The sequence below is a fragment of the Flavobacterium piscis genome (genome assembly GCF_031457575.1).
GTDB lineage: Bacteria > Bacteroidota > Bacteroidia > Flavobacteriales > Flavobacteriaceae > Flavobacterium > Flavobacterium piscis_A.
The window spans coordinates 143,161-164,431 of sequence record NZ_JAVDWQ010000012.1 but is presented as its reverse complement, the minus strand read 5'-3'; the positions used below and the strand labels follow the sequence as shown (position 1 = coordinate 164,431).

At 31.0% G+C, this 21,271-nt stretch carries 16 protein-coding genes; 4 read left to right on the top strand and 12 right to left on the bottom strand.

What is annotated here, in order from left to right; all coding sequences use genetic code 11:
• From J2W48_RS16840 to J2W48_RS16790, 12 genes are all read right to left on the bottom strand, one after another.
• On the bottom strand, positions 1–3,785 hold a 3,785-nt coding region (locus J2W48_RS16840), incomplete at its 3' end, for a beta strand repeat-containing protein (RefSeq protein WP_310282841.1).
• 1,294 nt (positions 3,786–5,079) lie between these two features.
• Positions 5,080–5,331 (bottom strand): transposase, encoded by a 252-nt coding sequence (locus tag J2W48_RS23140; RefSeq protein WP_409025183.1) that lies wholly within the window; start codon positions 5,329–5,331, stop codon positions 5,080–5,082.
• Between the two features lie 56 nt (positions 5,332–5,387).
• Positions 5,388–5,819: a hypothetical protein gene (locus tag J2W48_RS16835; RefSeq protein WP_310282840.1), complete on the bottom strand. Its 432-nt coding sequence runs from the start codon at positions 5,817–5,819 to the stop codon at positions 5,388–5,390.
• 963 nt (positions 5,820–6,782) lie between these two features.
• Positions 6,783–7,532 carry a hypothetical protein gene (locus tag J2W48_RS16830; RefSeq protein WP_310282839.1) on the bottom strand — a complete coding sequence of 250 codons (750 nt, stop codon included), beginning with the start codon at positions 7,530–7,532 and terminating at the stop codon, positions 6,783–6,785.
• A 340-nt stretch (positions 7,533–7,872) separates the two neighbouring features.
• Positions 7,873–8,808, bottom strand: a complete 936-nt coding sequence (locus J2W48_RS16825; RefSeq protein ID WP_310282838.1) for a hypothetical protein — start codon at positions 8,806–8,808, stop codon at positions 7,873–7,875.
• 227 nt (positions 8,809–9,035) lie between these two features.
• Entirely contained in the window at positions 9,036–9,533 is a 498-nt protein-coding gene (locus J2W48_RS16820) for a hypothetical protein (protein WP_310282837.1), read from the bottom strand.
• 32 nt (positions 9,534–9,565) lie between these two features.
• Positions 9,566–9,817 (bottom strand): DUF3289 family protein, encoded by a 252-nt coding sequence (locus J2W48_RS16815; protein ID WP_310282836.1) that lies wholly within the window; start codon positions 9,815–9,817, stop codon positions 9,566–9,568.
• Positions 9,818–10,432: 615 nt separating this feature from the next.
• Positions 10,433–11,428 carry a hypothetical protein gene (locus tag J2W48_RS16810; protein ID WP_310282835.1) on the bottom strand — a complete coding sequence of 332 codons (996 nt, stop codon included), beginning with the start codon at positions 11,426–11,428 and terminating at the stop codon, positions 10,433–10,435.
• Positions 11,429–11,978: 550 nt separating this feature from the next.
• Entirely contained in the window at positions 11,979–12,857 is an 879-nt protein-coding gene (locus J2W48_RS16805) for a pepsin/retropepsin-like aspartic protease family protein (RefSeq protein ID WP_310282834.1), read from the bottom strand.
• A 68-nt stretch (positions 12,858–12,925) separates the two neighbouring features.
• Positions 12,926–13,714 (bottom strand): AraC family transcriptional regulator, encoded by a 789-nt coding sequence (locus J2W48_RS16800; RefSeq protein ID WP_310282833.1) that lies wholly within the window; start codon positions 13,712–13,714, stop codon positions 12,926–12,928.
• Between the two features lie 452 nt (positions 13,715–14,166).
• Positions 14,167–14,910: a hypothetical protein gene (locus J2W48_RS16795; RefSeq protein WP_310282832.1), complete on the bottom strand. Its 744-nt coding sequence runs from the start codon at positions 14,908–14,910 to the stop codon at positions 14,167–14,169.
• 95 nt (positions 14,911–15,005) lie between these two features.
• Positions 15,006–15,743, bottom strand: a complete 738-nt coding sequence (locus J2W48_RS16790) for a hypothetical protein (RefSeq protein ID WP_310282831.1) — start codon at positions 15,741–15,743, stop codon at positions 15,006–15,008.
• A gap of 626 nt (positions 15,744–16,369) precedes the next feature.
• On the opposite strand from J2W48_RS16790, the gene J2W48_RS16785 reads away from it, so the two are divergent.
• The 4 genes from J2W48_RS16785 (at position 16,370) to J2W48_RS16770 (ending at position 21,187) form a co-directional block, all read left to right on the top strand.
• Positions 16,370–17,641: an alginate export family protein gene (locus J2W48_RS16785; RefSeq protein ID WP_310282830.1), complete on the top strand. Its 1,272-nt coding sequence runs from the start codon at positions 16,370–16,372 to the stop codon at positions 17,639–17,641.
• Positions 17,642–17,669: 28 nt separating this feature from the next.
• The gene (locus J2W48_RS16780) at positions 17,670–19,043 is read left to right on the top strand and encodes a CmpA/NrtA family ABC transporter substrate-binding protein (RefSeq protein WP_310282829.1); all 1,374 of its coding nucleotides are present in this window, start codon (positions 17,670–17,672) and stop codon (positions 19,041–19,043) included.
• Between the two features lie 190 nt (positions 19,044–19,233).
• Positions 19,234–20,322 carry an ABC transporter permease gene (locus J2W48_RS16775; RefSeq protein WP_310282828.1) on the top strand — a complete coding sequence of 363 codons (1,089 nt, stop codon included), beginning with the start codon at positions 19,234–19,236 and terminating at the stop codon, positions 20,320–20,322.
• Positions 20,323–20,347: 25 nt separating this feature from the next.
• Positions 20,348–21,187 (top strand): ABC transporter ATP-binding protein, encoded by an 840-nt coding sequence (locus J2W48_RS16770; RefSeq protein WP_310282827.1) that lies wholly within the window; start codon positions 20,348–20,350, stop codon positions 21,185–21,187.
• Positions 21,188–21,271 lie beyond the last annotated feature (84 nt).

Sequence of the window (21,271 nt, the reverse complement as noted above, 5' to 3'; positions counted from 1 at the left end):
ACATCGGTATCATTGGTAGTGACGTTGATCGTTACCGGCGTGTCTTCATTCGTGCTTGTCGCATCATCAAGTGCCACAGGAGCATCGTTTTCAGCAACAACAACAGTAGCAGTGGCGGAATTACAGTTGGACGGGGTTGCGCCTGCTTCGCACAATTCATAAGTGATGGTATAAGTTCCTGATGTGGCATTTGCAGCTAAGGTCAAAACCCCTTCTGAATCAATGCTCAACGGGCCGCTGGTAATTGGGGTAACATTTGTATTTGCTGCTGTTACCAAGACGCCATTCAGCTCATCATTTGCTGTTACATTGCCAACAGTAGTGTCGGCAGTAGTACTTGGTGTCTGCACCCCGAATGTATTGTCATCAACGGCGTTAATTGTATTTCCGCATGAAGGTTCGTTTAAAATGATCGGACCGGAGATTATATTGGAATTGCATGAACTTATTACAATATATAAATTTGTAATAGTACCACCGCTTAGATTCTCAACTACCAACTCACCAACTCCATTAGAAATAATAGAAGTTAAAACTGGATTATTATTAAATAAATAGTTAACATCATAAGTTGTAGTATTAGACAGACCTGAAATCTTGATCGTACCATTTGCAGCGATACAACTATTTGGATCTGTTACAGTTTCTAATATTATTGTTGGAGCTGATGGAATTGAATTTATCACAACATCCGAAGAGGCTAAGGATGTACATGAAGTAGCGATTTCGGTTACTGCAAAATTATAAGTAGTTGAAGCTGACAAGCCACTAATAGTGGCAGTAGTTCCTGAGCCGCTTATAGCACCTGGATTTATAATCCATGATCCAGATGGTAAACCACTCAATTCTACACTTCCTGTACTAACAGAACAAGTTGGCTGAATTATCATTCCAATAACGGGCGCAGGTAAAGCTCCAGGATCACTTATAATTACAGGTCCTGTAATAGTATTTAAAGAATTACATCCAAATAAGGTTGTATAAATATTCTCATATGAACCTGCATTTAGACTGGAAATAGTTAAAACACCAAAACCATTTGTAATAAAAGTACCTGATGTTGCTACTCCATTAAACAAATAATTAACGTCATAAGAAGTTGAATTACCTAAACCGGAAATTTGAATTGAACCATCAGCACCACTACATGATGTAGTATTTGAAACTGTTTCCAGAGCTATTGTTGGAGGAGACTGGACAGTTACATTTATTGTCTCACTTAATGTTTGAGTACAAGTTCCATCATATGGAGACTTTATAGCAATAACTGAAATAGTAGCACTTGAAGTTAATACAGATGTAGATAAAGTAATTAGCCCTCCGTTTCCAATAATCGACGAACCTGTATTAGATCCCAAAGTGTTATTGTATAATTGGTAAATCACTCCTATTTCAGAATTATCAATTTGAATATTTGTAGCTGCATAGCCCGAACATATAGTTACATTATCAGGACTCACAACTAAACTGGTATCTGGTGACACACAAACCACGGGTGTTGGGTCTTGAAGAACACTCTCACATGTACTTGCGTTACTTGAAACAGCAGCAACTGTTGCACCTGCGTATAATGTATTATCAATTAGAGTAATTGACCAGTTACCCGATCCATCAACAGTTGCTGTTGCTGCAAAATTCTCAGCAAAATCTCTGTATAAAGGCCAATTATCAATATAAAGTTTAATAACATCATTAGGCGTTCCTGTACCATTTATCAATAAATTATTTTCTGTTAATGGATTTGGCGTAATTAAAACACTATTATTATTTCTAACTCCCACAATTACTGATGCCGAAGACAGGCTTTCAGATTCGCATTGTACTGAATTTGTTGCTTTAGCTGTAATAGTACTTCCTGAGCTTATAGCTGGTGATACATTCGCACTCCAAATACCTCCACTTACAGTAGTAGTACCGACCAAAATAGAATTATTATATACTGAAATACTTGTACCATTTGTCTCTGTTGAAGTCCCAGACACAATACTTGTTGTCCCACAATATGATCCTGTTATTATAGGTGCAGTTGAGCTGCCTCCGGAAACTATCATAGTAGAACTCTGAGATGGGCAACGCTGTGTAGCTGTATTTCTTGCTGCAACAACATAAATTTGATCACATGCTTTAAATGTATTTGCAGGAAATGCTATAGACCAATTACCTGTATTATTTGTGGTGGTAGTTGTGGCTATTTGATTTCCGTTTTTATAAAAGAAAATACTAACTCCATTATTTTCTGCTATATTCCCTGCCAAGTTGCCAGTAACTGTTAATGTAGAAGTCGATACAGCTGTTGAAATTGTTGGCACACTTGTAGAACCCGAAAGCCCAATACAAAACCAGGTTGGAGTAGATTCACATTGTCCCGGAACTTGAGCTGTTAGATAATAATTTCCATCCACCAAACAAGGACCTCCTCCAGCTGTACAACTTGTTGTTTCACCAGATCCAACACAACGCCATAAAAAATTTGCTGTTGAAGGTGATAATCCACTGGGGAAAGCAACTGAAACAATTTGACCTCCTGTAAATGAAGTACCACTGGAAGGATTCATTAAATCCCCTGAAGAGTTATACAGTCTTATAATTGCACCGGGCACTGCTACTCCTGTAAATGCTTTATTTGCATTACAAATAATTATATCTGTTGGAGGACTCGTACAGGTAGTACCTGCAACTTGTAAATTATTACAATTAGTTCCCGACTCAACTTCTCCTATACCCTGTGCAGTAGCTCTTACATTTGCGTTTGCAACTAATGATGACGAAATAGTAACATTATAAGTTCCCGAACCTGAATTTATATTTTGCGTTCCCGCTAAACTTTCATTGACATAAACTCTCAAAACCCCATTTGACTCGGTAGTCGTTACACTTACAACGGTAGCTCCAACTTGCAAAGGTGAACCATTTATAATCGGGCAATCTGAAAACACACATGACGAAGTGTTACTTGGAGAACATCCTGGCTGATTTACAACTACTTCTGTAAAACAAGACTCTAAATTACCACAAGAGTCATCATTTATTCCTCCTATATCAGAGGCTGAAGAAGGGTTACAAATTGTAGATTTATCTGCCGCCATATTATCAACAATTGCATATCGCATAACTGTTGAAGGATTAATACCAAATTGTGATGTTAAATGTGCCCAATCAACATAAAAATCTAAAAAATAATTTAGCGAAGAACAAACAGTGGAAGCAGCAATGGATTTTTGAATTCTATCAATACCGTAAGACTGCACTAAATTAGAACCACAAGGAAGTCTATGATCATAAATTCGAACACCAAATTTTGTAGACAAGACAATTTCTAATTCAAAACCAGGGTTGACTCCTGCTAGATAACAATCATCAGATGGACCAATCAAATTATCTATATCAACAAGTATAGAATAGGATTTTGCATTAGGTGCAATACTTGCCATTCTAAATCGGAACAACCAATTTGCTCCATTTGACAAATGGAAGACAGGATCAATACCACCAGAAGTAGATTCTACAAAATCTGAAAAACCACAATCAGGTCCATTCCTTACATCACTGCTTGGTTCAGTACCTGCGGGAATTAAAGTTCTCCAACTTAATTCACTATTTAATTTATCATTGCCTAAAAATCCTGCCGTTGTAGCTGAAACATACCCATCGCTATTTGGGTCAAGTATTGCAGCCGAGGATCCTGTAGCTGGTTCTACAATCATTCCTGTAGTTTGAGCTTTTAAACACAAACTCATCAAAAATAAAAATGCCAAACAAATTTTTAGAAAGTAATTTTTTCTCATATAAATAGTTTAGTGATTAATGGCTACGAAACATTAGTAACTTATTTTTTGTACGAAATTAACATTTTTTTATTAAACCAACAGTAAATTCTTAATAAATCACAAATTAAAAACTTATTTCAAGCATTTTTAAGTTATATTGAATTTTTGTTATAAAAAAAGAAAAAAAACATAGCTAATATCAACATACAGCAATAAATACACGAAAGAAACAATTTACAACAACATTAATCTCTACAAATAAAACTTCAAAATTCAATTGGATGTAAAAAAGAAGACATAGAGATAGAAATAGTGTAATTATATAATAACTTTAACTTTTCATATTTTAATATGACTTAAAAGTCTTGATCGCTGTGATTGAGAATTTTTGAGTTATTTAGACATTATCCTAAAAAAGTGGTTTATCATTTAAGAAAAACTAACGTAAGTTTTTCTCATTCCTATGATATCTAAATAACATATTATATCCTAGCCTAAATTATTCGAATTTAGGTTTATATAAATATTTGTAGTAACAAAATTTTCTAACAAAAGTATTAGCTCCTTTCGAATAAGCAATGTTAACTGATTCATTGGAAATTCGATTATAAAAATGTCAATATAAATACTAAATTCGAAGTTGATAGAACTTAAATGAATTTATCGAAGAAGTATTTAAAACTCGCACCGGTGATACGAGTTTTTAATTAAAGAGATTTGTATTCAGTTCATTTAACCCTTATAAAAAACTTTGAAAATCAAATGCTTTTCTTTTTAAACCTCTGTTAACTCACTTAAAACCTGAAAATCGTCTAATAAAAGGTTCGGATTTTGTACCAAGGTGTCACAAGAAAAAATAAAAAGCCTGTAAACCCTCAGTTTTACAGGCTTTTTTGTGGTTCGACAAAATCTTCGCTATTTTTGAGTGATTAACAAACCCTTATGTTTGTTGAGTTTTCTGGTTCGAATCCTGTAATGTTTTTTAACTTATATGTTAAAATTATTAAAACACTTTAGTTTTCATTGTAGGTGTTAAAGGAGAAAAAACAGCTCTGTTCATTCTAAGTTTTTCTTAACTCGCTGTCTACTTTTTTAGCACTTTTTTGATCTGAAGATAATTAAATCATTCTGTGAGTTATAAATTGTAAAAGAGGCTGTCCGAAAAGGACAGCTTTTTTTATGCGGCAAATTTCAGGAATCGATTTTGCGTTGGTTGATTTATGAAAAAATATTCCTTTACAGTATTTAAAAAGTAAATTTCGACTTTTATAGCTCTATTTAGAACTCTCATGGAGACTTTTATATGAGCCCTCTATGCATTATTGTTCTTTGTAATCATTTTTCTGAAATTATGCCCGATAGCCATCAATAGAAATTCCATCTCCACTTTTTCGATGCTTTTGAAAGTAAACCGGTTGAATTTATTGTTGTTTTTTAGTTGTCCAAATACTGCTTCAACTTCTATTGGACTTTTACTTCGGTGTTCGAGTCCCTTTTCGCTTGTGCTTGTGAGCAGCTCTTTTGCTTTAGCCCTTAATTGGTTCAGACGGTGGTTTACCTCTATTCTCCAAATAAAGACACTGGTTTTTGTTTTTTATATGCTTAATTATTTTATAGTTGTCACATTCTAAATCCTCTTTTTCGAGAAGAAAGGTTTTGTTGAGAAAATACAGAAACCTCTGCAATGGCTTCCTTTAATGTCGGAATTGAATTTATTGAAAGGTTTTTTAGTTCCGATTTTTTCAAAAGTTGTCCATATCTGTCTTTACTTCTAATTTCCATTTTTTGTATATCAAAACCATCGTTTTCTTGTCTTACCCAAAAATTGCATTCAATACTCTGATTATTATCTCCTGACCATTGCAGATAAGTCGATAGTAAAAAGTTTCCGTCTCTATAAGATCTTTCTTTACCATTGTTACAGGCTTCCATATATTCGGTAATGCTTTCTTTCAACTTTCCCGGATAGGCTACTTCTGTTTGAAAGTAACCACTAAAGCCTTTGTCTATGAGAATTTTTGCGAATGCGTCTAAATTAGGCAACTGTTTCATAATTTTAAGTTTTAAATTATTATTTTAAATTTTAGTTTTCAATACGGTGAATTTTTAATATTGAAACCTTTCGAGTTATTACATATATAAATACAATATTATTAAGCCTAACCTTTCAATATTGCTGGAACAAATGATAGACTTTTTGTGTATTTACTAGATATCCTTAAACTTAAGGGGCTTTGTATTTCATACAATTGGATGTGCTTTGTATCAGCCCCATTGCTAGTTGCAACTTTTTAATAAACTAGGGCAATCAAATACTTTCATTATCAAACCTCTGCGAGCTCGCTTAAAACTTGGAAATCTTCGAGTAAAAGGTTCGAATTTTGTACCAAGGAGTTCACAAATTAATTATTATTTCGAGCAAAAATTATTCCGTATAATATTTTTAAATATTGGATCTTCTTTGTTAAAATTAACACTTTTTTCATTTTTTATTTACTTTTTTGAGTTCGTTATATAGTTCATCAGGAAGCTTGTTCTTGTTTGATACGTTCTTCGTCTTCGTAGCGCATACTCACGCCACAATCGTTCACTTAGTAATATTGTTGATGTTGAAAGACCAATCCTCTATGTTTTTTTACCGAAATGGACAGCTCGGCGCCACAATTTTTCCACAGTTCGAAGAATTTCGTTTTTTTGTCGTTGTGTAACTTATTAAAATCTGTATACACAGAAAAACCAAGCATTTCAGGATTTAAAAATTTTATTACCATATAAATTGGAGCGCCGCCCCAGTCTATTGGTTCTTTCTTGTGTGATTACTAAATCATTTTTTATAGGGAACTCCATATCTGTTGCATTTTTTATAATTAAATTAGTTCTATTCTTCCAAAAACTTTCTTTGAGATATTTGTACTTTTACTGTTTGTGCTAATTTTTCTTGGCAAGAATTAAGAAAAACCAGAAAAAAAGACTACAATTGTTTTGTTTTTCATAAAATCAGATTAAAAATATACTTCAATAATAAATAATTTTTCTGTTTTCAATTTCAATTATTTCTTTACCAACATAAAAAGTGGATTTAACCAAACTTCCAATTTCATCATACTCATATAGATATTTAGCCGAAATTTGATTTTCATCAGAATAACGATAAATTAATGTTTGAATTAATTGATTTTTTTTATTGTAGATAAACTTTTCTTTACTTTGCCAAAAAGAATCATAATCTGATGAGACAAAATGCATTCTTTCTTTTAAAAGACCGTTTGAATCATATATTGTTTGGATGGTTTTATTTCCAAAACTTCTAATCTCTTCTGATTTTTGTCCTTTTTCATTATACTTATATAATATCTCAATATTATTTTCATATTCTTTAATTAATCTTTTTTTATTGTCGTATTCTTTTTTATTGTAATGCTCCGAGTCTTTAATTTCTTCATCTATTTGTCTTTTCCATGGAGTACGATTTTTTATTTTCCCTTCTTTATCATAGTCTATAGTCTCAATAGGATTTCCATTTGTATCAAAGGTTGTTATTATAGATAAGTATAAATCTTTCATTGTTGTTTTTGACCAAATATCTCTTTTAATTTCTTTTACATTTCCTTTCACCTTAAAGATTTCTTGAATATCTTTTAAATTTGGATTGTTTTTTTTTGAATTACATGATACTATTGTAAAAATCAATGATAATATTAAAAACAAATTTTTCATTTTATTCTTATTTATTTTATTGCCATCTAAAAATTGAACTTTTTCCATTATTATAATTTACTATTTTGCTTAAAATTAGAAATCCACTGACTTCCTGTCCACATTGCAATATGTTCACAATTGTAGATTTTAATTATTTTGGGTTGTTTTGTCTTTATGTTTCACGATTAAAGTGTGTCTAAAATCATTTAATTGGTGTTTTTGAATTGAAATTCCAAGTATCGATATTTTCAATGCGTTTTCCTTTCTTTGAATTGAACTTTTCGTGCAGTTTTAAAAAAGAAAATTGCTGCTGGATACAGACAAAATACTCTAATGGAGTGTGGCTGCGATGAATAATCACTTGAATCTAAAAAGTTTAAATCACTCCCTACTCACAAAATATTTCTTATAATTTTTCAGGGTTACATTTTTCTTTACGAATCTGTTCATCTGGAATGGCAATAATTTTATCCATCCAATTTTCTTTAGTAAGATCTATATTTTGCATGACATCACAACTATATAAAATGGCATTTTCTGCATTATCAGACCTTATTTTGTAAATTATTTTTTGAAGTAACCAAGTGTAGTTTTGTGGAACAACATAATGTTCTTCTTCATAATAACCTCCATTTGGAAAGTAGGTTATTATATTAAAGCCTTTACTGTTGTTTATAGGTACAATATTCTTTATTATATTTCCGCCATCTTGGGAAAAATTAATAGTTTCTAAAATTAAATTGAATGTTCCATCTTGTTTTCCATAAAAAACTAATAACTCATTTCCTTTATATGGCTTACTACTAATAATTTTATCTGGTATTGCATCTTGATTCATATCGAAAATAGTAATGAAGTAATTTTCTTGGTTTTGATATTTTTCTAAATCATTTACTTTCGCTTCAGGTAAAAAGAATTGCAAATAACTTTCTTTAATATCAATTGGAGCAAAATTATTAAAACTTCCATTTTTATTATACAAAAGAATGGTCCAAGGTTTATATTGCGAAATTTTTATTATTGTATCGCCAATTTTCAGTAATTGGTTATTACTAATATTTTCTATTTTTATCTTTTTCTCCTTTAGAAAATATTGGGCTTCAGCATTATAAAAATTAGCATCATCTGCTATTATATAAAAATCATCTTCATTGTTGTATGTTTTCTTAAGACTATCAATATAAGTTATTGTTGGGTTTATGAAAATAGCAAGGTTTTGATTTTCAAAATACAAAGTATCATTAGAAATTACTTTCTCCAAAGATATTATTTTATTTTCTACTTTTTGTTTACAACTAATAAGGAGAAAAAGGGTTAAAATTAAATTAATAGTTATTTTCACATTATACATATTTTATAATTAACACTTTATTTCATAATTGTAGCGTATAATTATTTTGGGGTGTTTTGTCTTAATTTTATCAAAAAAGCTTATATACTGCACCTGAAAACGCTTGTGCTTTTTCAGGTAACATCCAATCATTCGTAAGTACCTGCATCTTCTGTTGTTTTTTCAACATATTCTTTTTTAGCAAAATAAGCCGCAAGTAAACTTTCTTCATTATTAAACTATTCTAATGTTATATTGTTATTATATTCTTTCTCATATTTATTTTTTTGGTAGAAACTAATTTGACTTTTTACTTTGTTTAAATCTGACTTAGCTTTAAGTCTTATTTTAAGAACTAAATTTTCATTATAATTTTCTAAATAACCGTTTTGATTATCTCTGGCTGACTCATATAGATATTTATTATAATCAGCTGAAATTTCATTTTTATAAAATAATAATGCAAAATATTTTTTGTCTTTGATGTCATTAAATTTATAGTTCTCAATTATAAATTGATTAAGTTTTAAAGTAAATTCTTCAGCTTTCAACTCTTCATAGTTTCCAATTTTATAGTATTGAATTATTTCTTTTGTACTAAAAAGATTTGAATCTAATCCTTTACCAGTTAACAATTGCTCATTAAACTCCTTGTCAATTGGCTCTATTGTCATATTATTGTTTGTGTTACAGCTATAAAAACTTGTTAATAATATAAACGAAATAATATTTTTCATTTTCACTTTTTGTTATTTTGTCTTTAAACACATTAAAATTCACCTTTAAGTTCTCCCACAATGTCTATTTTGGTATAGAAAGGTTTATATCCTTTAAAATGCTGTAAAACAAACCAACTATAAAATATGTCTTTATCAAATTTTTGAATATCTGGATAATCTAAACCAAAATGATCCCAATAAATATATTCTAGATTCATTTTAAATGTATTCTCTTTCTTTTTATAATCAGTAATGTAAACCTGATAAGCCCAAACATCATTAATTATTATTTCAGGAACCACTAATACAGCTTTTTACATCTCCTTTTATACCAATGCTTATTTTCTTCATATTATTCCTCTTTTGTAAACGATCCTCTAATTTTTTTTCCTTTTGGCAAATAAAGTGTAATACCCTGGTAATGTTTTCTTTTTAATCGTTTTAAAAATCAACATTGTTATTGAATTCATTAAAAAAATTCTAACCCCGTTTTACCCTTTGTAAATAAAACAACTGATTTCATTGCTTTCACCATCCATTCCTCTAGGGATTAATGGAGGTACATTATATTTTATAACATATCGATTACCATTCTCGTCTTTTTCTTTACATAACTCTGGCTAATTTGCCATCAGCAAAAAACACGATATCATAGTCTGGTATTGAAAAAACCTTTTCATCATTTGACAAATCTGTAAAAAAAGTTTTATGTTATAACCCTAAAAAGTAAATTAATTAGTATGGTGAATAATTAATTTTTGCTAATTGTTGTTTTTTATTATTAGCTAATTTTTCTTTTGAATCTTTATAAATCCCTATAATTAAATTTCTTTTATGCCAAACTTTTATTGAATAGAATAATTGTTGCAATTGATCATATTACAACTGGCAAATAAGTAAAAAGGGTGTTGAACATGTTATCTGACTATTTCAAGCTCTTTTTTTTCCTTTGGAATATGTAAGAACATATCAATAAAAATTTGTCTTTTCAATCCATTCCTATCTATATCCTCATAACCAAATACTGAATTTCCTTTATTAGGTCCCTTTGCAAATTCTAATCGTACAACTTTATTGTCACAATAGAAGCCAAGTTTGTAATTGTCTAAAAGAAACATTTTCAGCTCATAAACATTTGAATTTGATTTAATTGTAGAGATTGATTTACCTTTACGTCCTTCTTTATTCTGATATTTTTTTATAATATTCAAAGAAAAATATTCTGATTGATACCATTCTGTGTCAGCATTTAAAAATAAAGTATTTAAATTGTCATAATCTTTTATTTCAAAGGATTTTATTACTTTTTTATAAAAACTTAATACTTGTTCTTTTAAAAGCTCTTTATCAATTTTTGATAAGTCCTGACTATTATTCCAGCCTTTTAATTCATATGGGATTTTAGCATCAAAAAGGATTTTTTGACTATATTCTTTTAAATTATTATACTCAATCTTTTCACCTAATTTATCCCTTTCTTCCAATTCATAATGTAAGATCTTTTTAGATTCTTCTAAACTACCATATTTATCCCAAGCAGTTTGTTCAATTTCTAGTGAAAATGAATCAGAATTTGAAAGATATTCATTTTGTGTATTATCATTTTTATAAGAAGGTAATATAACAATTTCCAAATTTTGTTTTCCACTTTTTAAAAGTGCTGAATTAATATTAAATTTTACGATTCCTGGTATATTTTGATTATGAGTATAAACTGGAAAGCCATTTATTAAAATTTCAAAACAATTCATTGTCTCAACATTAATTTGATATAGAGGCTCGTAATCATATTTTGTTATTTTTTTTTCAATAAATTTTATTCTTTCTTCAATGTTCATAGCATCTTCTTTTTTTTCCTGACCACAAGCTACAAGAAAACTAATTATTAAAAGGAATTGTATATATTTTTTCATATTATTCTATCATTTGTAATCCATCTTCTAATTTTTTCCCTTTTGGAATGTAGAAATAATTATTCAGGAACATCGGTCTTAAACCTCTATCATGATTTACTTTTGCCTTGGTTTGCCTGGTTCTTGTTTTTTGAATGGCACTCTTGTAAGTATGACATATTCATAATCAAACTCATCAAGTATAAATGTCCCGTTAAGTTCCTCCAACCGACTGATCAGTTCAATTGGCAGTATTTCATTCTATACAGGGCGCTTTTGAACAGGTTTAGGAGCCTTTATGCTGCCAGAGCTATTCGCTACCTGACTAAAGTACAAAAGTGAAAAACACCAATTTTTAGCGATGTAAATGTGCTTACGCTAAATACAAATTCGTGCCAGCTTACTATAAATTTGAAAAAGGGGGATGTTTTTAAACGATAATTAATCCATTAGAAAGTCAATTCTTTTTTCAAGATAAATGTTTTCATTATCATTTTCAAATCTGAAAGTATAATCTTCATTTTCTAAAAGTCTTAGCCCTGCCACACGTTTTTAATCATACTTCTGAAAGCTAGAACTCACTATTGATGTTTCTATTTGGCATTAGATAAACTTGTTTGTTTTTAAAATCTAAGATAATATGAAATCTTTTTAGCAGGTTACCTCCAAACAAAGCAGGTATATTTGAGTCAACTTTTGTCTTCATTAAATCAGCTGGCATATTATATATTTCAAAGCCTCCAATTTCGATTCTTGGAATTAAAACGTAATCAGATTTTGCAACTGTACCATCTGTACCAAAGCTGGTAGATTCACCAATAATCTGGTATTCATTTGAAAGTTTATTGTTGATTGCAAAGCTGTAATACACCTTTAAATTAGAATTATAACCGGTATCTAACATTGACCAAATTTTTACTTTTTTCTTTCCTTTATACAATATCGTTTTTATATATGGAACACCGTTTATAAATTTCAATTTGGATTTGCTATATCTTTCGGAATACTTTGGCAGGTTGTCTGAAATTAACAGTTCTTTACTTTCAAAATCAATTTCCACTATTTTATCTTCGAAAAAGTTCCAGCCAATTAAACCATCTAATATTTCACTTTCGGGGTATGATATTCCAAGTACATCTTTTCCGGGGTAATCTTGCTTCCCTATTTTGACTAGGTTGTTAAAACTTTTACCTTCCGTTGAAACTCCATTACCACCTGTATTGGCTACTATGGTATCAAATTTAATGTTGACATTTTTGGCTTCCATTTTTGTTTTATTAATGACAGTAATGTTGGCACCTAAATCAAATACTAAATTTAAGGTGTCAGACTGATTAATAAGTCCTTTTATATATATACGATTGTCATCTCCCAGTTTAAACGGAATAACTTCTTGAGCATTTGAAATAGAGGTTGAAAGAATGAATAATAAGGATAATATTGCTTTCATAAGAGGCGTTATTTTAACTTTTAGTAAAGTTGGAACAATCTTAATAGATGCTATTGTAAAATATTGCACTACTTGAAAAGGAAAGAGTTTTGAAAATCTAATGGATTGACTCCTGTAAATCGTTTAAAATTTTTATAAAAATGAGAAAGGTCGTAAAACCCACAATCAATTGCAGTATTAAATATTGGTTTGCCTTGTTTTAACATATTTTTGCTGTGTTGAATTCTAGTTAACAGTACATAGTTATTTGGTGTTAAGCCTGTTTCCTGTTTAAAAAGCCTTATGAATTTATACTTGTTTAACCCAAATTGGCTTGCAGTTTTATTCAATGAAAAAGATTCAAAGTTTGTTTCAGCGATGAAAGATTGAAATAGTTTGCTTGTAGCAAATTTTAAAGGTTTAACGGAAGCGTATTTTAAAACAAGTAATTTTAATGCCTCAATTAGCCGAGTCTCGAAATCGATTTCATTATTCTTAAAATTCGCTGACAAAAAATATAGTTCATTAAAAATAGATTGGTCATAGATTACTTTATCTTCAAAAAACACATGCTCCCCATTATTAAAGTCTTTAATAGCTTCTGGTGAAACATAAAATGTAAAAAATGAGTTTCCTATATCTTTGTCGCAAGGTGTGGCGTGTACTTCATTCGGATTAGTTATAGATAATGTTCCTTTTGGCGCTTTTAAAAATTTATCATTAAGTTTTGTATTGAAAGTAGTATCTAAAATTAAAGCAATGTTGAAAGTATCGTGTACGTGAAATGGAAAATCTAAAGTATGTGATTTTGCATTTAGTAATTCTAATCCGTCAAGAATTGGTAGTTGGTAGTATTCACTTATGTTTTTTTTTCTCATCAACTTTTTTATTTTTCCTTACATTTTAATTATCACTCGATTTCTTAAATATGTGGCAACAATGAATGTAACTTTTACTATTTATAAGAATGATAAGCTCTGATATATAATCCTTCATTCCTAATCTTAACTTCCCCTGTGCTAGTATTTATCCATATTTTACCGCCATATGCTTCAGGAATATTTGGATGAACATAATTTGTAAAAGTATAATGGTTATCTATTATAAAATATAAAGAAGTCTCAGGTGGTAAGTTATTATTAGTAACATATTCCAACATTAATTTTTTTGCTTCTTCTGGTTTAATATGTGCTTGTTTAATAAAACAATCAAACGCTTCAGTATTACAGAATATAACTTCATGTTGATTTAAAAAAATTTCTTCTTTAGTTTTACATCCTAATTTAGTAGAGATATTAATATAAGCATTTTGTGCAGTTTCACTGTCATGTTATTTGTTTTTAACTTGTTCTCTATATTCAATTACTTTTTTGTCATTTAAATCATTTCCATGATCAAAAATTTCATAAAACCCTATTGTCTTTATTGGGTTTTTTATTTTTGTTATTTTGGTATTCCCTATCTTACTTTCTTCTACTTTATTTCCAAATTTTAATTTAAAATAATCCGATGAAGTTTCATTTACATTCAGAAGATATTTATTAACGGCATCTTTAAATGTGTTAAAATCCTTATTGTTATAATCATTTATCTTAATGATTGGCAATTGATTTTCCTTTGATTTCGAAGAAAAATTAAACATCCTTAATTTATTGTACCACTTTTGAAATTCATATTTAATATTCTCTGGTTCTCTATTCAAAATTATGATATATTCAAAATTATGATATTCTCCATCTAAAGGAGATTTATTTAACAAGAATATAGCTTCAATGTTTTTCCAATAAATTATTGTCTTTTTTTCTAAAATTGGGTTAATGATTATAATTTTCTCGTTAGTGTAAACTAAACTCTTTTTCTGTTCTTCTATTTTGTTATTTATTTTATTTGATGTTGGAATACCAAAGTTTATTGAATACATAATAAAGCCTAGAAATAGAACAATGACAATTATACTTACGAAGCCAACCCAACCCATTTTTATGTGAATAAAAAAACAAATTAAAGACAGCCCTAAACCTATAAACATAAAAATCAACACATTGAAAATTAATAGCGGATTTATTTTCTTCATATTGTATACATTTTATCGGATTCATACCATGCCTTATCAGGTTTTTCAATTAAATTTTTCATTCTTACAAATTCGATTTCAACAAGTTAAGAACCTTATTGTTCACATTTAATTACAAAATGTGGATTGGTGGTTGATAATACAAACTCATTTGGTGTTACCTCTGCATCTATATAATTGTATTCCGGGCTAACCCCCCAGTATTTATGTACTTCTCGTGTTTCCATCATTTCTTTGTAGGCCAGCAAAGCTGATTGCTCTTCTTCAGAAAGGTCGGATAGCTTAGGGACTTCCTCAGGATTATAATTATCGGGCGATATATTTATATAATAATCTTTATCATAATCTCTGTTTGGGAAATATATTGTTATAAAATCATTATACGCATTTGTTTGAAATGTGTAGGTGTGACGATTGCCCAAAAGAATTGTTTTTGCTTTTATTGATAGGATTTTTGAGTAACTTTTATCTGGTTCACAATCTGATTCCAAACCAAAAACTAATGCACAATCTGTTGGATTTGTTCCAAAAAACGATCTGTCGTTTGTAAAGTTTCTAAATTCAATACGAGTGGTTTCAGCTTCTAAACCTGGGGTGTGCTTACCAAAAAGCAGGAACTTTGTTTTTTTAGGTTTTAGCACAAGTGTATCCCCTTCTTTTTCCCAATTACCAATTACCACACTTCCATAACCTATGGCTACAAAACCGCCTTCCTGAAATAAATAAGCTTTAGCTCCTTTAATGGAATACAACCCTTCATATTCACTTTGGGCAAAACCATTAAAGTTCATAAATATAAAAATAAGTGTTGGTATTTTTTTAAAGATTTTCATAAAATCAAATATACAAAGGCAAAAAATACTATTTTAAAAGGATATAAATATGATAGTCCTCAATATAAATTCGTATAGGAGTAATATAAATATGAAAAGGAGATGAGCAAATTTACCCTTTTCTTAAGATTGCTACTCTAAGTTAATCATTACTTTATTTTAATTACGATATATTTATTATTAACCTGAGTTAGACTATTAACTATTTAATTTTCAATACTCATAATTCCATATGCATTGCATGTTGGCAGAAAAAAATAAAGGTTGTTGCTTTTGTCCCGTTCAAGAACTATACATTTCTCTCTAAATCAATTTCCCTACGAAACAAATAAAAAACACACCTTGACATTACTACCAATATGCAAACCCTGCGGGATAAAATAATAATCTAACTCAGGTTCTACGTATTTTTCACTAAACACCTTGCATCTAAAGAACACCTAATATACTTGACTTCATTCTTTATTCCTGTCAAAAAGCAGGAAATAAACTGTCATAATCACGATATTTTAATATTTAAAAACATGTTATTGTCTGTTTTTTTAATGGTACGTAAGTATTAATACTTACGTAAAATTGCATAGTACATAATTCAAAAATAAATACTAATAAAAAAACAATTATTTATGAAATTAATCAAAACAATATCATTATCACTATTAGGACTTGTAAGTGTGGCTACTTATGCCCAGGAATTTAGTTCAGATGTTCAAATCAGGCCCCGATACGAATACACTAATGGTTTTGGAACATTATTAACGCCAACTACCAGTCATACCTCATTTATAGGACAGCGTACCAGATTAAATGCCAACTATGGAGACTCTAAATTAAAAATAAAAGTGGCTTTGCAAAATGTTCGTACCTGGGGAAATGTAAGCACACTTGGAAATATCTCTACGGACAAAAACGGATTTGCATTATTTGAAGGTTGGGCACAATACAGTTTCACTGACAAATGGAGCACCAAAGCAGGTCGTCAAGCGATTAGTTATGACAATCAACGCATCTTTGGAGGATTGGATTGGGCCAATCAAGGACGTAGTTTTGATGCCGCTTTAATCAAATACAAAGGAACAAATGACCAATTGGACTTCGGTTTTGCCTTAAATGCGGATTCAGAAGGAAAAGTAGCTCCATCTACACCATTTACAACCGATTTTAAAGATATGCAATATGCCTGGTATCATACCAGCATCAAAAAACTAGGTGTTAGTTTATTAGCCTTAAATGTGGGTAGAGAATATCAAAAAGCACCTTCGGAAATAGAAACCAATTATTCTCAAACTTTTGGAACTTATGCCAATTACGCTGGAGAAAAAGTGACTTTTGACTTTAGTTTATATGGACAAACCGGAAAAATTGGCCCAAACGAAGTATCGGCTTGGGAAACGGCTGCTAATCTAGGCTTTGCCTTTACACCTAAATTCAAAGCAACTTTAGGATATGAATTTTTATCCGGAAAAGACCAAAATTCTACTTCATCAGTTATAAAATCGTTCAACCCAATATTTGGTACTAACCACGCTTTCAATGGTTATATGGATTATTTCTACGTAGGAAACCACGCTAACTCAGTTGGTTTACAAGACATGTCCCTGAAATTGGATTTTCCTGTCAAAAAAGTAAACCTTTCTGTAGCACCTCATGTATTTTATGCTCCTAATAAAGTGTTTGCCGGAGCAGTTGAGCAAGATTCATACTTAGGAACTGAAGTTGATGTAACAGCAGTTTACAAAGCAAGCAAAGACATTACCCTTATTGCCGGATATTCTCAAATGTTTGCCTCAGAGTCTATGGTAGCACTTAAAGGTGGTGCTGGTTTAAAAGACACAACCAACAATTGGGCTTATCTAATGGTTAACATCAACCCACAAATTTTCTCTACCAAAAAATAATTAAAACAATAACTTAAGAAAATTTCACATGAAAAAAATAGCATTAAGATTATCGATAATCGTTTTAACGACATTAAGTGTTGTTAGCTGCAAAAAAGAAGCGAAAAAAGAGGCTGCAGGCGAAACTGCAACTGCATCAAAAACAGAAAAATTAGTATTAGAAAAACCACAAGTAACATTGGGTTTCATAAAACTAACCGATATGGCCCCACTTGCCATTGCTAAAGAAAAAGGTTTTTTTGAAGACGAAGGATTATTTGTAACGCTTGAAGCACAATCTAACTGGAAGAACGTTTTAGACCGTGTTATTGACGAGCAGATTGATGGTTCGCACATGCTGGCCGGACAACCTATTGCTGCTGCTGTAGGTTTTGGAAGACAAGCTAAATTGGTTACTACTTTTTCTATGGACTTGAATGGTAATGGTATAACAGTTTCTAATGATGTTTGGGCAAAAATGAAACCGGGAATTCCGTTAAAAGATGGAAAACCAGTTCACCCTATTAGCGCCAGTGCTTTGTTACCCGTAATCAAAGACTACAAAAACGCTAACAAAACATTCAAAATGGGTATGGTATTCCCAGTTTCTACACACAACTATCAATTAAGATATTGGCTCGCTGCCGGAGGAATCAACCCTGGACAATACACCAAAGACAATGTACAAGGAAACATCAATTCGGATATATTGCTTTCCGTTACTCCTCCTCCACAAATGCCTGCAACCCTTGAAGCGGGAACCATCAACGGATACTGCGTAGGAGAACCCTGGAACCAACAAGCGGTAAGCAAAGGAATTGGAGTACCTGTAATTACCAGCAGTGAAATCTGGAAAAATCACCCGGAAAAAGTATTCGTAATGACTCAGGCTTTTATTGACAAAAATCCGAATACAGCTATCGCAATTACAAAAGCCTTGATTAGAGCAGGAAAATGGTTAGATGATCCGAAAAACAGAGCCGAAGCCGTGAAAATTTTGTCTAGTCCGGCTTATGTAGGTGCTGACGAAAATGTATTGAAAAACTCCATGACGGGAACATTTGAATATGAAAAAGGAGACAAACGTGACGAACCAGATTTTAACGTATTCTTTAAATACAATGCTACCTATCCTTTCTATTCTGACGGAATTTGGTACATGACTCAAATGAGACGTTGGGGACAAATTACAGAAGCACAACCAGCTGAATGGTATGCTTCTAAAATTAAAGAAGTGTATAAACCTGAAATTTGGACTAAAGCAGCTGAATTATTGGTGAAAGAAGGAAACATAGACCAAGCTGACATTCCTGCAACAGATGGTTATAAACCAGCAACAAATGAATTTATTGATGGATTAACTTATGATGGTAAAAAACCATTGGATTACATCAAAAGCATGAAAATTGGTAACAAAAACTAATTAAAATTAAAAGCAGAGGATGTACTAAAAAACATCCTCTGCTTTATAAAAAAAGCTAAAATTATAAAGTGAGTTTCCAGAAACTAAAACTCAAAACACATTATTTCTTTTTAAAAAAGCTTAAAAAGGATTTTACGAAATCATACTCTTTTAATCTCTTTTAAATCAACATTATTAAATAAAAAGCACTATGAAGACATTAACAATAAAAACTGTGAAATTTATGGGATTGAGTTATTTAGAACCTCTCATTCGATTAATTACAGGTGAAGAAGTGAAAAAAAATGCAAAGGAAACCTTCAAGAAAATCTTTATCCCTTTATTATCTGTTCTTTTATTTATTCTTTTGTGGCAATCATTTTCGAATTATTTAAACAATGTTGAATCAGAAATAAAAATTGAAAAAGCACTTAAAGACCAAGGTCCTGAAGCGGCTAAAAAACTGGAAGAATGTATTGCTTCCGACGACATTAGCTGCAGATCCAATTCTTTACCTTCACCATTAATGGTGGTGGCTGCTTTAGGAAAATTATGGGACGATCATTTAATCCTATCAGCTAAAAAAGAAGATTTCATTCAACAATATGCAACTATAAACGAGGAACGCGCAGCGAAAGGCGAAACTGAAATTGTTTATACGGGCAGACCTTCTTTTGTTGACCAAATAAAAACCAGTTTAAAAACCGTTTTTGCTGGATTTTTATTATCGGTAATTATTGCCATCCCAATGGGAATTGTATTAGGATTGAGTACCACTTTGAGAACCTCTTTCAACTGGATTGTCCAAATATTCAAACCTGTATCTCCTGTAGTATGGTTATTATTGGTTTCCATGATTGTAAAAACAGTTTTGACCAATGTCGATATCGAAAAGTCATTTGTAATATCCTTTATCAGTGTGGGCTTATGCTCCATGTGGGCAACACTTGTAAATACTAGTGTAGGAGTTTCATCTGTAGATAAAGACTTTATAAATGTTGCAAAAGTATTGCAATTGGGAACATTCAAAAAAATATTCAAAATTATCCTTCCTTCCTCTTTTCCAATGATTTTTACGGGATTAAGAATTACCCTTTCGGTAGCCTGGATGGTATTAATTGCAATTGAATTATTGGCACAAAGTCCCGGTTTAGGCTCTTTTGTTTGGGAAGAATTCCAAAACGGTTCAAGTGATTCCAATTCCAAAATAATCGTTGCTATGTTTGTCATCGGTATTATCGGATTTATGCTAGACCGCATCATGATGATTTTTCAAAAATTACTAACATTTACAGATTAATTTTTTAACGAATAAAACAAGTATTATGGCTTATTTAGAACTAAAAAATGTTTGTAAATCCTATGGTGAAGGAAAAAACAAAACCGAAGTTTTAACAAACATCAATTTAAAGATAGAAGAGGGGGAATTTGTTGCCATTGTTGGATTTACAGGAAGTGGCAAAACAACTCTTGTCAATTTGATTGCAGGATTAATCGAACCCGATTCCGGAGAAATATTGTTCAAAGGACAACCTGTTTCAGGAACCAGTCACGAACGTGGGATCATTTTCCAGAACTACTCTTTGCTTCCCTGGTTAAGTGTGTATGACAATATTGTTATGGCGGTAAGAGCAGTTTTCAAAAACTGGAACGAAAAACAAGTGGAAGAACATGTGAATAGCTTTATTGCCAAAGTAAATCTCTCTCATGCTACCCATAAAAAACCAAGAGAACTTTCCGGAGGTATGCGCCAACGTGTGGCGGTAGCAAGAGCCTTGGCCATGAAACCCGAATTAATCCTGATGGACGAACCGTTGGGTGCCCTGGATGCCTTAACTCGCGGCAATCTTCAAGAAGAAATTTTATCCATTTGGAGTGAAGATAAACGAACCGCTTTATTAATTACCAATGATGTTGACGAAGGTGTTTTTATGGCTGACAGAGTTATTCCGTTGCGACCAGGACCAAAAGCGACTCTGGGACCAGAATTTGAAATAACAATCGACAGACCAAGAGATAAAATTGCCCTGAATCATTTGGATAATTTCAAATCATTAAGAAATGGAATTATTGAATACCTGATGGAAATTGGACAGGAAAGAACCGCAGGAATGGAAATAGCCAACTATGAATTACCGGATTTAATGCCTTTAAAATTTGACTAACAACATCGTTTATTTTAAAATTAAAAGAAAGAGAATCATGATAGAGACCATATTAGATAGAAATAAGACCAATAGTGATCCACT